The sequence below is a fragment of the Bordetella tumbae genome (assembly GCF_965139195.1).
Classification (GTDB): domain Bacteria; phylum Pseudomonadota; class Gammaproteobacteria; order Burkholderiales; family Burkholderiaceae_B; genus Bordetella_A; species Bordetella_A tumbae.
In genome coordinates, this window is sequence record NZ_CBCSJH010000029.1 from 4,663 (window position 1) to 17,497 (window position 12,835).

General features: G+C 59.5%; 12 protein-coding genes and 1 tRNA gene. 11 read left to right on the plus strand and 2 right to left on the minus strand.

Annotated elements, in window-relative coordinates; genetic code table 11:
- Window positions 1-2: 2 nt before the first annotated feature.
- Window positions 3-78, minus strand: a tRNA-Ala gene (locus tag ACNA0J_RS22465).
- Window positions 79-323: 245 nt separating this feature from the next.
- Complete coding sequence (locus tag ACNA0J_RS22470; RefSeq protein ID WP_415821087.1) at window positions 324-833, minus strand: MarR family winged helix-turn-helix transcriptional regulator; 510 nt, start codon at window positions 831-833, stop codon at window positions 324-326.
- A gap of 400 nt (window positions 834-1,233) precedes the next feature.
- On the opposite strand from ACNA0J_RS22470, the gene ACNA0J_RS22475 reads away from it, so the two are divergent.
- The 11 genes from ACNA0J_RS22475 to ACNA0J_RS22525 all read left to right on the plus strand — a co-directional run bounded on the left by ACNA0J_RS22475 (window position 1,234) and on the right by ACNA0J_RS22525 (window position 12,827).
- On the plus strand, window positions 1,234-2,490 hold the full coding sequence (locus ACNA0J_RS22475; RefSeq protein ID WP_415821088.1) for an amidohydrolase/deacetylase family metallohydrolase: 1,257 nt from the start codon (window positions 1,234-1,236) through the stop codon (window positions 2,488-2,490).
- 8 nt (window positions 2,491-2,498) lie between these two features.
- Complete coding sequence (locus ACNA0J_RS22480) at window positions 2,499-4,877, plus strand: xanthine dehydrogenase family protein molybdopterin-binding subunit (RefSeq protein ID WP_415821089.1); 2,379 nt, start codon at window positions 2,499-2,501, stop codon at window positions 4,875-4,877.
- On the plus strand, window positions 4,874-5,689 hold the full coding sequence (locus tag ACNA0J_RS22485; RefSeq protein ID WP_415821090.1) for an FAD binding domain-containing protein: 816 nt from the start codon (window positions 4,874-4,876) through the stop codon (window positions 5,687-5,689). The genes ACNA0J_RS22480 and ACNA0J_RS22485 overlap by 4 nt, the downstream gene beginning before the upstream one ends.
- Window positions 5,686-6,207 (plus strand): (2Fe-2S)-binding protein, encoded by a 522-nt coding sequence (locus ACNA0J_RS22490; protein WP_415821091.1) that lies wholly within the window; start codon window positions 5,686-5,688, stop codon window positions 6,205-6,207. The genes ACNA0J_RS22485 and ACNA0J_RS22490 overlap by 4 nt, the downstream gene beginning before the upstream one ends.
- Complete coding sequence (locus ACNA0J_RS22495) at window positions 6,197-6,925, plus strand: SRPBCC family protein (protein WP_415821092.1); 729 nt, start codon at window positions 6,197-6,199, stop codon at window positions 6,923-6,925. Before ACNA0J_RS22490 ends, ACNA0J_RS22495 begins: the two co-directional genes overlap by 11 nt.
- Complete coding sequence (locus tag ACNA0J_RS22500) at window positions 6,922-8,061, plus strand: oxamate carbamoyltransferase subunit AllG family protein (protein WP_415821093.1); 1,140 nt, start codon at window positions 6,922-6,924, stop codon at window positions 8,059-8,061. The genes ACNA0J_RS22495 and ACNA0J_RS22500 overlap by 4 nt, the downstream gene beginning before the upstream one ends.
- 59 nt (window positions 8,062-8,120) lie before the next feature.
- Window positions 8,121-9,272: an ABC transporter substrate-binding protein gene (locus ACNA0J_RS22505; RefSeq protein WP_415821094.1), complete on the plus strand. Its 1,152-nt coding sequence runs from the start codon at window positions 8,121-8,123 to the stop codon at window positions 9,270-9,272.
- A gap of 80 nt (window positions 9,273-9,352) precedes the next feature.
- Entirely contained in the window at window positions 9,353-10,213 is an 861-nt protein-coding gene (locus tag ACNA0J_RS22510; RefSeq protein WP_415808824.1) for a branched-chain amino acid ABC transporter permease, read from the plus strand.
- Between the two features lies 1 nt (window position 10,214).
- Window positions 10,215-11,279, plus strand: coding sequence for a branched-chain amino acid ABC transporter permease (locus ACNA0J_RS22515; RefSeq protein WP_415821095.1), 1,065 nt, complete (start codon window positions 10,215-10,217; stop codon window positions 11,277-11,279).
- A complete protein-coding gene (locus ACNA0J_RS22520; protein ID WP_415821096.1) occupies window positions 11,276-12,136 on the plus strand; it encodes an ABC transporter ATP-binding protein in 861 nt (286 codons plus the stop codon). Before ACNA0J_RS22515 ends, ACNA0J_RS22520 begins: the two co-directional genes overlap by 4 nt.
- Window positions 12,123-12,827 (plus strand): ABC transporter ATP-binding protein, encoded by a 705-nt coding sequence (locus tag ACNA0J_RS22525; protein WP_415821097.1) that lies wholly within the window; start codon window positions 12,123-12,125, stop codon window positions 12,825-12,827. The genes ACNA0J_RS22520 and ACNA0J_RS22525 overlap by 14 nt, the downstream gene beginning before the upstream one ends.
- Window positions 12,828-12,835: the final 8 nt, after the last annotated feature.

A 12,835-nucleotide genomic window follows, 5' to 3' on the forward strand; every position in this document is an offset into this window, starting at 1 on the left:
ACTGGTGGAGGTAAGCGGGATCGAACCGCTGACCTCTTGCATGCCATGCAAGCGCTCTCCCAGCTGAGCTATACCCCCGTTTCCCTAAGGCAAAATCTGCAATTTTTGGGGTTTTTATTCCCGTCGTTGCCGGTTTTGTTTAGTGCCGTTGGCGAAGAAACGAGATTATGCACGAGTTTTTTTGTGTGTGCAAGTCACAGTGCCGGCCCTGATGATCCCGCTCCGCGTCACGGCCGCAATCCCCGTTGTGGGAGAGTGTTTGGGCCCTCGGCCACCACGTGTTTGCGGCCGCGTGAGCTTTCCCTGTATGACGGGGCAGGCCTTTAGCGTACCCGCAGTGGCGCCACGGCATGCGAGTTATTGGCTTCTACCAATCGGACCATCTGCAGCATGAACAGATCTCGGGCCTCCTCGGGCAATTGTTCGATGGTGCGGTCATGGGCCCGTTGCACGGCGGGCTGCATGCGTTTGACGAGTGTGCGGCCTTCGCGCGTCAGACGGACCAGTTTTACACGGCCGTCTTGCGGCGATTGATGCCGTTCGATCAATCCGCGCGCCTCCAGTCTGGGCAGGACTTCGGCCACGCTGCTGCGTTCCAGTCCGATATCCAAGGCCAGGGAGTTCTGGTCCAGTTCGCCCCGCTCGCGTAATGCTGTCAGGAGGCTGTATTGCACCGGCGTGATGTTGAACGCGCTGGTTTCTTCGGAAAATAGCCAGCTGTGGATTTGATGCAGCCGGCGTATCAAGAAACCGGGACGGGTGTAGAGCAGCGTGCGGTTTTGGTAGGACTGCAGTTCTGCGCGCAGGGCGGCATTCTGATTGAGATCATTCATTACTGGACTGGGCGCATATGCGCCATGCGTCAACGGGCGAATTATTAGTGTAAGTGGTACACCACGTATTTGTCATTGGCTATGCAGAATACAAAGGGATATCAGCCTCTGTTTGGGTCTGTACCTTGCACCAATATAGGTGGTGTACCACGTAAATGCGCCATGCTGGTGCCAAATGTGGTGCCGCAGTAATGCGGTATAGGTCAGCGTCGGCGCTCCAAGTGCACCGCTCTGATAGGGGGAAACGCTTGATTAGGTGGTGCACCACATATTTTAATAAAAATATAGTTTTTTTATATCAATGACTTAAGAGGATTTCAGCTAGGCTGTTCGGCTGATTTGGCATGCATATTGCTTTGTTGTCTCTCGGGGCCGGACAGGTCAGATGGGAGAAACAGTCATGGTTACAACGGTATTGTTGGGCGGGCACATCATGGATCCCGCCAACGGTGTGGATCGCGTCGGCGATCTGGTGATACGGGATGGACGGGTTGCTGGCATAGACGTGCCCTATGGCGCCGATACGGCGACAGTGGACTGCCGGGGAGACCTGGTCTTGCCGGGGCTCATCGATACGCATGCGCATGTCTATCGGTATGTCACTGGCCGATTTGGGTTGGACGCAGACACGTGCGGAATTAAAAGCGGGGTCACCACCTTGATCGATCAGGGTGGCGCCAGTTGCATCACGATTCCGGGATTCAGGCATTACGTCGCCGAGCCGGCCACGTCGCGCGTGCTGTCCTTTATCTCGGCGTATCTGGTGGGCGGGCTGGAAGGGCACTATTACCCCGAGTTGTATCGTCCGTCCTGTCTGGATGTGGATGCGACGGTCAAGGCGGCGCTGGCCAACAAAGATCTGGTGCGCGGCGTCAAGGCTCATGCCGAACTAGGCGGATTTCAGCGCTGGGGCATGGATGTCATGCGCATTGCTGCGCAGATTGGCCGCGAGGCGGATTTGCCGGTGTATATCCATTTTGGACAGTTGTGGCCGTCGCCTGATTCGGGTCTGGATATTGATCCCGATTCGATCTTTCGTGATGTGCTGGAGCTGACCAAGCCCGGCGATGTGCTGGCGCATCCGTTCAGCAGACACCCGGGCGGATTTGTTGGTACGGATGGCAAAGTGCATCCTTTGCTGGGCGAAGCGGTGGCGCGCGGGATGAAGATTGATGTGGGCCACGGCTCGCATTTCAGTTTCGATATGGCGCGCCGCGTGTTGGAGGCGGGCTTTCTGCCGGACACGCTGGGTGCGGACATGCATGGCTATAACACCAAGGTGCCGCATCCTCCGGCCACGCCCGATATCCATCCGGACGAAGGCGACCACCTATTCACCAGCGCGATCCGGTTTTCGCTGGTGTCGACGATGACCAGCATGCTGGCGCTCGGCGTGCCGCTGGAGCAGGTTGTGCCGATGGTGACGAGCGAGGCCGCGAAACTGGCAGGCATGGAGGGCGAGATCGGCCATCTCGGTGTCGGGGCGGTGGCCGATGTGTCGGTCCTGTCCGATGAGCGGGGTAAGTGGACGCTGCGCGATAACGAAGGCAATCAGGCGGTGACCTCGCGCATGCTCAACCCGCGGTTTTGCCTGCGAGAGGGAGTGCGTCACGACGCCGACGCGCCTATCCTGCCTGTCCTGAAGGCCGCCGCCTGAGCCCCGCCATGACGCAGCAACATCCTCCAATCATCGGTCAAGGCATCGGTGCGCGCTTGACTCGCAAGGAAGACGAGCGCTTTCTGCGCGGCCAGGGGCAATACGTGGGCGATATGCGTATGCCGGGTGCGCTGGACGTGGCGTTTGTACGTTCGCCGCTGGCGCATGCGCGCGTAGGCCACATTGAAAAGCCGCAGGGATACGAGCATCTAGTCTATACGATGCAGGACATGGCGGGCGTAAAACCCATCCTGGCGGCGTCGCGTTTGCCGGGTTTTCGCACCTCGGTCCAGTATCCCTTGGCAATGGAAAAGGTGCGTCATGTAGGAGAAATGGTCGCCATGTGTGTGGCGCCGTCGCGAGCGCGTGCCGAGGATCTGGCTGCGCAGGTCTGGGTCGACTATGAAGAGCTGCCAGTCATTGCCGACATGCATGACGCCGCCAACGGCGTGGCACCGCAGCGCATCCATGATGAATGGGATGGCAATGTGTTTCTGGAAACTCGGGTTGAACGCGGCGACGGGCAAACCCAGCGTCCAGGGACGGTGACGGTATCACGCAAACTATCTACCTCTCGCCAATGCATGATGCCCATGGAAGGGCGCGGGGTCTTGTGCTGGTGGGATACGCGGATGGATCAACTCGTGATGGTGAGCGCTGCACAGCTGCCGCATATCAATCGCACCGGGCTGGCGGAATGCCTGGGCCTGGACGAAGGCCGCATTCGTGTGGTCTCCCCCGACGTGGGGGGAGGGTTTGGATACAAGGGCATTCTGCTGCCTGAAGAAATCTGCTGTGCGTGGCTGGCCATGCACCTGAAGCGTCCGGTGCGCTGGCTGGAGGATCGCCGCGAGCATTTGAGCGCCAACGCGAATTGCCGCGAACATGCTTATGACATCAGTGTCAGCGTGAATGCCGATGGACGTTTGCTCGGGATCGAGTGCGATGCGATTGTGGATTCGGGCGCCTATTCCTCGTATCCGTTTTCGGCCTGTCTGGAGGCCGCGCAGATCGGTTCGATCTTGCCAGGGCCATACCGCATGGATGATTTTCTGTGCCGTACCCGCTCTGCCGCGACGAACAAGCCTCCTATCCTGCCGTATCGCGGTGTGGCGCGCACCGGTGTGTGTTTTGCATTAGAAGTGATGATGGATATGGCGGCGCGTACGCTGGGTGTGGAGCCGTATGTATTGCGTCAGCAAAGCCTGGTGCGCCCGCAGGATATGCCGTACACCAACATCACGGGAAAGACGTTCGATTCCGGGGACTATCTGTCTTGTTTGAATCGTGCGGTGGAGGGCTTGAACTGGGCGCAGTGGCGCGCGCGCCAAGCGCAGTTGCAGCCCGCGGGCGCGCGTCCGCAACGCCGCATTGGTATCGGCCTGTCGATATTCTGCGAGCAGGGCGCGCACGGCACGTCGGTGTATCACGGCTGGGGTATTCCCATGGTGCCCGGATATGAGCAATGCCATGTGCGCCTGACACCGGACGGCATCCTGGAGGTCCAGATTGGCGTGCATTCGCATGGGCAGAGTCTGGAAACCACCATGGCGCAGATTGCGAACACGGTGCTGGGCATGGATGCGGCACATGTGCGCGTACTGCATGGGGATACGGCCACGTCACCGTATTCCACTGGCACCTGGGGATCCCGCTGTGCGGTGATGGCCGGAGGCGCTGTGGGAACGGCTTGCGAGGAACTCGGGGCGCGGATGAAACGCATCGCGGCCAGCCTGCTGGAGTGTTCTGAAAACGACCTGGTGTATGTGCAGGGTGGCATCGCGCTCAAGGATGGTTCGCAGCGCGTGAGTTACGCCCAGATTGGCCACACCTGGTATCGCGCGCCGCAGAAACTGCCGGCGGATGTGAATCCTGGCGGCCTGGCGCTCACAGCGGGCTATCGCATGCAACCGGATGGCGGCACGTTCAGCTACGCCTGTCATGCTTGTGCGGTCGAGGTCGATACGGCGACGGGCTTTGTCAAATTGCTGGATTACGTGGTGTGCGAAGACGGCGGCGTATTGCTCAATCCCATGGTGGTAGAAGGACAGCTACTGGGAGGGTTGGCGCAAGGTATCGGCACGGCGTTGTATGAGGAAATGCCGTTTGATGAACAGGACCAGCCGCTGGCATCGACGTTGGCGGATTACATCGTGCCTGGTGCGGGCGAAATGCCGCGGGTGCGTATCGATCATATGCAGACGCCGAGCCCGTTTTCCAAGTTCGGGCAAAAAGGGATAGGCGAGGGCGGCGCGATCGCACCGCCGGCCGCGATCGTGAATGCGATCAATGACGCGTTGGCCGATCTGGGGGCGGAGGTACTGTGCGTGCCTGCCAGCCCGCTTCGGGTGTTGGCCGCTATCGAACGGGCGGAGGCTGTGCGATGAAAGCAGTTGCCTACGAGTTGGAGCGCGTGAGCAGCGTGAATGAAGCCCTGTGTGCGCTGGCGCGCGACGAGTTCTATAAAGCCATCGCGGGCGGGCAGTCTTTGGGCGCCATGTTGAATCTGCGATTGGCCCAGCCTGAGCGCTTGATCGACCTGGACGCGATTGCCGAACTGCGCGCCAGCGCCGCGCAGGGGGATGAGCTCGTTTTGGGAGCGATGACGACCCACGCTGCGATCGAAGATGGCAAGGTTCCCGACGTGACACATGGCATGTTGGCTCATGTCGCTCATGGTATTGCCTATCGCGCTGTGCGCAATCGGGGCACGGTGGGGGGGAGCTTATGTCATGCGGATCCCGCTGCAGACTGGGTCAGTGCCATGGCGGTCATGGGCGCTATATGTGAGGTTGTGGGGCCGCAAGGTGCGCGCATGGTGCCTGCCGAGCTGTTTGTCCGGTCGGCCTTTGAACCCGATCTCAGTCCCGGGGAAATCCTGGCCCGGATTCGGGTGCCGCGACTCAGTACGAAAGCGCGCTGGTCCTATCGCAAGCATTGCCGCAAAACCGGTGAGTTCGCATTGGCGATCGTGACTGGTGTGGTGGACCCTGATCGAGGCATCGAGCGTTTGGTGTTGGGCGCGTTGGATGGGCCCGTAAAAGTCCACAGTGGTCCGGGTCTGTATGCACGTCTGGCTGACCCTGCGGTACGAGCAGCTTTGCTGGATGCGCCGGAGTCCGGTTTGTCGTATGAGCGTCGTGCCTGGCATGGCGATCTGTTGGCCAGTGTTGTGGCTGATTTGGGAGCAAAGCAATGACGGTGCCTCTCGATTTTCCCGAGGTGAACGAGGTTGATGTCGCGTTGACGGTCAATGGGGCGCGTTATCGCATTCATTGTGAACCGCGCACGCATCTGGCTGATGCGTTGCGCGAGCATTGCGGACTGACGGGCACGCATATCGGGTGTGAGCATGGGGTGTGCGGCGCCTGTACGGTGGACGTCGACGGTGCACCGCAGCGGTCCTGCCTGCAGTCCGCTGTGCGTTTCGAAGGCAAGCACGTCACGACGGTCGAGGCGTTGGATGACGATGCGTTGACGGCGGCATTGCGTGCGGCCTTTTCAGCGCATCACGCGTTGCAGTGCGGCTATTGCACACCCGGCATGTTGATCACTGCACGCGATATTGTGCGGCGCCTGCCGCAAGCAAACGAGGCTCGAGTGCGCGATGAACTGGCTGGAAATCTATGTCGATGCACGGGATATCAAGGCATTGTCGATGCCGTGATGCACGTGTTGTCGACCTATCACACGGGGGAACAGAGACATGCAGATTGAACAGTCTTTTGACGTGGCCATGCCTTTGGCAACGGTATGGGCCGCGTTTCATGAGCCTGCGCTGCTGGTGCAATGCTTGCCAGGAGCGTCGTTGCGGGGCGAGCCCGTTGGCGATGAGTTGCCCTTGCTCTTCAAAGTGAAGCTGGGGCCGATTGCCGCTGCATTTTCGGGCCTCGGGTCGCTGTCGCTGGATGAGGCGGGGCACTCGGGTGAGATGACCGGCCAGGCCACGGATGGGAAAAGCAATAGCCGTGTCAAGGGAGCAGCCCGATTCGCCGTCGTATCGCAGGATAGCGCTGTCACCAGCGTCAATGTCACCGTGGACTTCAGCATCACCGGATCGCTGGCTCAGTTCAGCCGCGAGGGCATTGTGCGTGCATTGGGCGATCAGTTGACAAAGCAGTTCGCGCAGAATTTGCAGGCGATGTTGAGCACTCAGAGTAATACGTCGCCTGCGGATGACATTCGCAGTACGAGCTCGGTCTATGTGATCGGGTCCGAGTCAGGTGCCGTGGTGATCCCGGCGGACGGGCCCAGCGCGTCCTCGGAGAGGATGCCTAAGAACGCCGCATCGCAATCAATGGGCCAGGCTAAAACCGTGCAGCAACCCTCGGAGGCGCCTGCATTGAATTTGTTTGCTCTCGTGCTGGCCATGATGCGTGATGCCTGGAAAAAATGGATAGGCCGGGACAAGCAGGCAAAACGGAGTACGACATGATACCGGCCGCCGTCGCACCAACGCGTGATATCGGGCGCATGCTGGCGCCATTGCAGCATGCGTATTGGGTAGACGTCGTGCGCCTGCGAGATGCGTTGCCTGATCTGGATTCCCACGTGCTGTTGCATGCGGGGCCCGAGTATGCCGCCGATGCCGTGATTCCCGCGCCGGTGATGCAGGCAGCGGCACAGGCGTTGGTGTTTGAGGGGGCGGCAGCTGACGTCCCGACCGCTCTACAGCTGTTGGTGTCGGGGACCTATCGTTTTGAGCCTGCGCAAAATCACGGCGTGGTGACGCCGTTGGCCCAGGTCGTGTCTGCGCGGATGCCTATGGCGGTGGTGCGCCTGGGGGATAGGGTCCGGTATGCGCCGCTATTGGAGGCAGGCGTGCCTTCTTTGCGTTTTGGTTCACAGGATCCCTCATGCGTCATGGCATTACATGCCATCAGCCGTTTGGGGCTGGGGATACTGGCGCCCTGTCTGCGTTCAGCTTCGTTGGCCGTTGCGCCATGGCTGAGCAATGCCTTGCAGCAGGGTGACGAGTGTCATTCACGCACCGGCGTTGCCAACCAATCGATGATTGAGGCGTTGGTCACCACGTTTCCTGCGTTGAGCGACGAACTGCTTTCCACGTTGTCGAGCAATCCCAATTTCGTGCTGACGTTGATCATGGCAGCCTGCGCTTGCGTGCTGGAAACGCAGGATGGCGATATCAAGGCAGCGGGCGGCAATGGGGTGGAATTTGGCGTCCGGATGGCAGGCGAGACTCGCTGGCGCACAGTGCCTGCCACTGCACCCACTGGTTGCTTTATTCCCGGTCATGAAAACACGGTGGTTTTAGGGGCAATCGGTGATAGCGCGGTGATCGATTTTTGTGGACTGGGTGGTCAGGCATTAAGTCTGGCGCCAGCGCTGTTGAGTTTGTGGCAAGGCCAATTGCCCACGGATGTGGCCGATCGTGCCCGGCACGTGCTGAACGAGCAGACGGGGTTGGTGTGCGCGAGGTCTATCGCGCAGAGCCGGGTGTCGCCCATTGTGCATCTGGCGATGGTCGATGCGCACGGAGTGCAGGGATTGGCGGGGCGGGGATTTTATGCGCCACCAGTGTCTTTATTTACGTCGTTGTTGCAGGGTTAGGGCCACGAACGCATACGTGGGTGGTCATCGTTTCGCAATTGCTCATTTTGGAGTGTTCCATGTTTACGAAATACCGGCTTTATGCCCTGATCGCAGCAGGCACGTTGTTGGCAGCGCCTGCGTTGGCGCAGGAAACCATCAAGATTGGCGTCTCGCAGCCGTTGACTGGCCCAGTGGCGGCGGCTGGCACCTATGTCGCCAACGGCGCGAGACTGGCTGCAGAGCAGTTGAACGCGCAAGGCGGCGTGCTGGGCAAGAAAATCGAATTGATTGTCGAAGACAACAAGTCCAATCCGCGTGAGGCCGTGAATACGGCAGAGAAACTGATATTGCGTGACAAGGTACCCGTGATGATAGGCGCGTGGGGATCGACGTTCACACTGGCGACCATGCCTAAACTGCAGGAGTACGGCGTCCCCATGGTGGTAGAAACCGCGTCGTCGTCCAAGATCACGACGGCGGGCAATCCCTGGGTGTTTCGCATCAGTCCCACCTCGCGCATGGAGGCGCTGGCATTCGCGAAGCAGCTGCAATCCTTTTCGCCAGCGATCAAGAAAGTCGATTTTCTGGCGGTGAACAATGATTGGGGATTGGGCGCCACGACGGAATTCAAGAATGTGTTTGCACAGCACGGTATCGAGGTCGGCCGCGTAGAAACGATGTCGCCTGATGCAACCGACTTGTCGGCGCAGCTGGCAGCGTTGCGCGAAACGGGCAGCGATACCTTGATCGTGACATCCGGTGTCGAGCAGTTGACGCTGGCCATTCGGCAAGCGTCTGAACAACGGTTGAAGCAGCGCATCATCACCACGGGCGGCTCGTTTCCCGAGCCTCTGATCCAGAATCCGGGGCCGAAGGGTTATGTCAGCACGCATCTGCTGTTTTTCTCGCCATGGACGGCCGACAAGGCCTTGCACCCGGAAATCGCGAAGGCCTATATGGATGGCTGGAAGCAAAAAGGCTATCCGTTTCCAGGCCTGACGGAAGGGTTTCGCGGTTATGACGCGGTGCTGACGGTAGCCGACGCGATCAAGCGTGCAGGCAAGGCCGAGCCTGAAGCGATCCGCCAAGCGCTGTGGGAAACCAAGGTCGCAGGGGTGAACGGCGATGTCTCGTTTATCAAGGATGGCCCGGCAGGAAAGGAAAGCGGCCAGAACGAACCCAATATCTACATCGTGCAGTTAAAGGATGGCGTCGTGTCGGCGCAGTAAGGGTTGGCGCTGTTGCCGCGGCCGTTGCAGGGCCGCGGCGCGTAGAGCAAGCACACAGGAGTTCTGTCTTGGATCAAATCATGCAACACGCCGTCAACGGCCTGGTGCTGGGCGCGACCTACGCGCTGCTGGGTATAGGGTTGACATTGGTGTTCGGCATCATGCGTGTGGTCAATTTCGCGCACGGGGAACTGTATGCATTAGGCGCCTATGTCGCCTATGCGCTGGTGTCATTGTTGGGATTGGATTTTTTCAGTGCCTTGCTGTTTTCGGCTGTCGCCGGGTTTCTGATTGGCAGTGTGATCGAGTTTGTCCTGCTGCGCCGCTGCAAACTGGAAAATATAGATGAGGTCATGCTGATCATGATCGGTGTGATGATCATCATGCAGAACGCAGAGCTGATGTTATGGGGCGGTGTGGCCAAGGTAGTGCCCACCCCGTTTTCGCAAGAGCCGTTGATATGGGGCGGCGTGGCATTGTCGCCGACACGGCTGTTCGTATTGTGTGCCGCCGCGGTGTTGTTGCTGGTGTTTTATCTGGTGATCGAACGGTCCAGATTGGGGATGGCCATGCGGGCCACGTTCCAGGACAAGGATGCGGCAAAGATCGTGGGAGTAAATGTCTCGAGCATTTATACGCTGACATTCGCGTTGGGCTCGTGCCTGGCGGCGGTGACGGGGGCGCTGTTGGCTCCTATCTTTGTGGTCAGTCCCACGATGGGTGATCTGGCCAGCCTGAAGGCATTTGCGATCGTGATTCTGGGCGGCTTGGGCAATATCGGCGGCGCCGCGTTGGGGGGATTTGCATTGGCAATGATAGAGGAGTTCGGCGCCAGTTATATCTCGACCTCGTATCGCGATGCGTTGGGGTTCATCGTGATTCTGATCGTGATGGTCATGCGTCCGCAAGGCCTGTTTGCGGTCAAGGAAAGGGTGGGTTGACGTGAAACGTATCGTGTTTCTGATTTGTGTGGCGGCGCTCGCACTGCTGCCTCTGGTGTGGTCCGATCCGTACATGTTGTCGGTGGTCTCGGCGGCCGGCATCATGATTGTGGCAGCCATCAGTCTGAATCTGCTGTTGGGTTTCACGGGCCAGCTCAGTCTGGGGCATGCCGCGTTTTTCGGCATAGGCGCCTATACCAGCGCGCTGCTGTCCTTGGGTTTCGATGTGGATCTGGGGTGGGGCCCCGTGGTGGTTGATCCTAAACCCGTATGGCTTGCTTTTGTGATGGGCATGGTGGTTGCCGGCCTGGCTGGATGGCTGGTGGGCAAGCTGGCTTTTCGCGTGCGCGGCGCCTATTTCGTGATTGTCACGATCAGTTTTGCCCAGGTGATGCGCATGGTGGCGTTGAATTGGGTGGACTTGACCGAGGGGCCCATGGCGCTGACTGCCATTCCTGCGCTGACATTCTGGCTGCCAGGACAAGGCGTGATTGAACTGGTCAGCAAGGCTGCCACGTATTGGCTGGTGCTCGCCGCTGGCGTGGTGGCGTATGTGCTGGTGGCGCGGTTGGTGCACAGCCGCGCGGGACGCGCGGTGATGGCATTGCGCGAGAACGAAACCCTGGCTAAATCCATCGGCATTCCCGTGACGCGATATCTCGTGATCGCGTCGGTGTTGTCGGCTGCTATTGCGGGCGCAGCGGGCGGGTTGTACGCGCACACGGTGCGCATTATCGATCCCGATGTGTTCTTGTTCGTCTATACGATCACGATGGTGATCATGGTGGTGGCTGGCGGCAAAGGAACCTTGGCCGGCCCGGTCGTAGGGGGAGTGATCTTCGGTCTGATGCCCGAGGTCCTGCGCGGTGTGGTGCCGCCAGAAGTCCAATGGATGTTGTACGGCGCGTTGATGATTCTGATTCTGTTGTTCCTGCCTAAAGGCATTGTGCCTGCCGGTGCCCGCGTTGTGCAATCGTTCAAAAGCCGGGGCAGGGCAGATACGGTGGTTGATGCAAAGTCTGCGATCGCGGTGCGAACCGCTGTATCAGAAGGAGGGCGAGCATGAGTGTGGTGATGTCGCATAGCGCAGCGCCGGGCAGGGCGATGGGTAATATCGCGTCTGGCATGCCGCAGCCGTCTCTGGATCGACCGGTCTTGTCATTGCATGACATTACGGTGCGTATTTCGGGCCTGGTGGCACTGAACAATGTCAGCTTCGATGTGATGCCGGGGCAGATCGTCAGCCTGATTGGCCCCAACGGCGCTGGCAAGACAACGGCATTCAACGTGATATCGGGCTACATGAAGCCGACCTCGGGCCGCGTGGTGTTGTTTGGTGACGATATGGTGGGCATGAGCCCGAACCAGATTGCTGCCCGTGGGCTGGTGCGCAGTTTTCAACGCACCAGCGTGTTCGGGCAATGTTCTGTGGCGGACAATATTTTGATGGCATTGCACATGCAGGGGCGTGCAGGATTGCTGTCGTCACTGTTGCGCTTGCCGTCTTTCAAGCGCGAGGAACTCGCGTTGCAGGATCGGGTGCATGACGTCTTGACGTTTGTGGGCCTGACGCATCGCGCGGCAGACATCGCCGCGAATCTCTCGTACGGAGAGCAACGCCTGTTGGGTGTGGGGATCGCCCTGGCGGCGAGGCCCCGGCTGCTGCTGCTGGACGAGCCGGCAGCGGGATTGAATCCCTCGGAAACGGAAGACTTCAAGGCCATGATCCGCCGCATCGGCGACAGCGGCGTCACGATTCTCTTGGTCGAGCATGACATGCATATGGTCATGTCGATCTCGGATTACATCGTCGTGTTGAACCAGGGAGTGCGTATCGCCGACGGCGGACCGCGCGAGATCCAGGAACATCCCGAAGTCATACGCGCTTATCTAGGATCAGGACTGAAACGTGCTAAAGGTTGATGACATCGTTGTGCATTATGGCGCCACACGCGCCGTGGACCACGTATCGCTGAGTGTGGAAGAAGGCGAGTTCGTGACTTTGATCGGCTCGAATGGTGCGGGTAAATCCAGTACCTTGCGAGCGATCAGCGGGCTGGAGCCGGTGGTGTCAGGATCCATCACGTTCGATGGTTATCCGATCGCGCAGGCGAGCGCGCAGAATATTATCGAGCGCGGCATCGCGCATTGCCCGGAAGGCCGGCGCGTGTTTGCGCAGCTGACGGTGCGCGAGAACCTGGAAATGGGCGCCTATCGGCGCAACGACCGGCAGCGGATCCGTGATGATATCGAACGCATGTTCGACAAGTTTCCGCGTTTACGTGAACGGGTTGCACAACCTGCCGGGACCTTGTCGGGAGGCGAGCAGCAAATGCTGGCTATCGCGCGTGCGCTGATGTCGCGGCCACGGTTGGTGATGTTTGACGAACCGTCGTTAGGATTGGCACCGAATTTCGTCGAACAGGTATTCGAGCTCGTTGCGGATATCCGCAAAAGCGGCACCACGGTGCTGATGGTGGAACAGAATGCCTATGCCGCACTGGAACTGTGCGACCGGTCGTATTTGCTGGAGACCGGCCGCGTGGTTTTTCATGGATCTGCGCAGCAGATGCTGGACAACCCGGATATACGGAAAGCCTATCTGGGTGGTTAGTAGCCCAC

Excerpts from the sequence above, each read along its gene's own strand:
- ACNA0J_RS22520 (WP_415821096.1), top strand. The coding sequence starts at position 11,276 with ATGAGTGTGGTGATGTCGCATAGCGCAGCGCCGGGCAGGGCGATGGGT.
- ACNA0J_RS22510 (WP_415808824.1), top strand. The coding sequence starts at position 9,353 with ATGCAACACGCCGTCAACGGCCTGGTGCTGGGCGCGACCTACGCGCTG.
- ACNA0J_RS22490 (WP_415821091.1), top strand. The coding sequence starts at position 5,686 with ATGACGGTGCCTCTCGATTTTCCCGAGGTGAACGAGGTTGATGTCGCG.
- ACNA0J_RS22500 (WP_415821093.1), top strand. The coding sequence starts at position 6,922 with ATGATACCGGCCGCCGTCGCACCAACGCGTGATATCGGGCGCATGCTG.
- ACNA0J_RS22495 (WP_415821092.1), top strand. The coding sequence starts at position 6,197 with ATGCAGATTGAACAGTCTTTTGACGTGGCCATGCCTTTGGCAACGGTA.
- ACNA0J_RS22475 (WP_415821088.1), top strand. The coding sequence starts at position 1,234 with ATGGTTACAACGGTATTGTTGGGCGGGCACATCATGGATCCCGCCAAC.
- ACNA0J_RS22505 (WP_415821094.1), top strand. The coding sequence starts at position 8,121 with ATGTTTACGAAATACCGGCTTTATGCCCTGATCGCAGCAGGCACGTTG.
- ACNA0J_RS22480 (WP_415821089.1), top strand. The coding sequence starts at position 2,499 with ATGACGCAGCAACATCCTCCAATCATCGGTCAAGGCATCGGTGCGCGC.
- ACNA0J_RS22485 (WP_415821090.1), top strand. The coding sequence starts at position 4,874 with ATGAAAGCAGTTGCCTACGAGTTGGAGCGCGTGAGCAGCGTGAATGAA.
- ACNA0J_RS22470 (WP_415821087.1), bottom strand. The coding sequence starts at position 833 with ATGAATGATCTCAATCAGAATGCCGCCCTGCGCGCAGAACTGCAGTCC.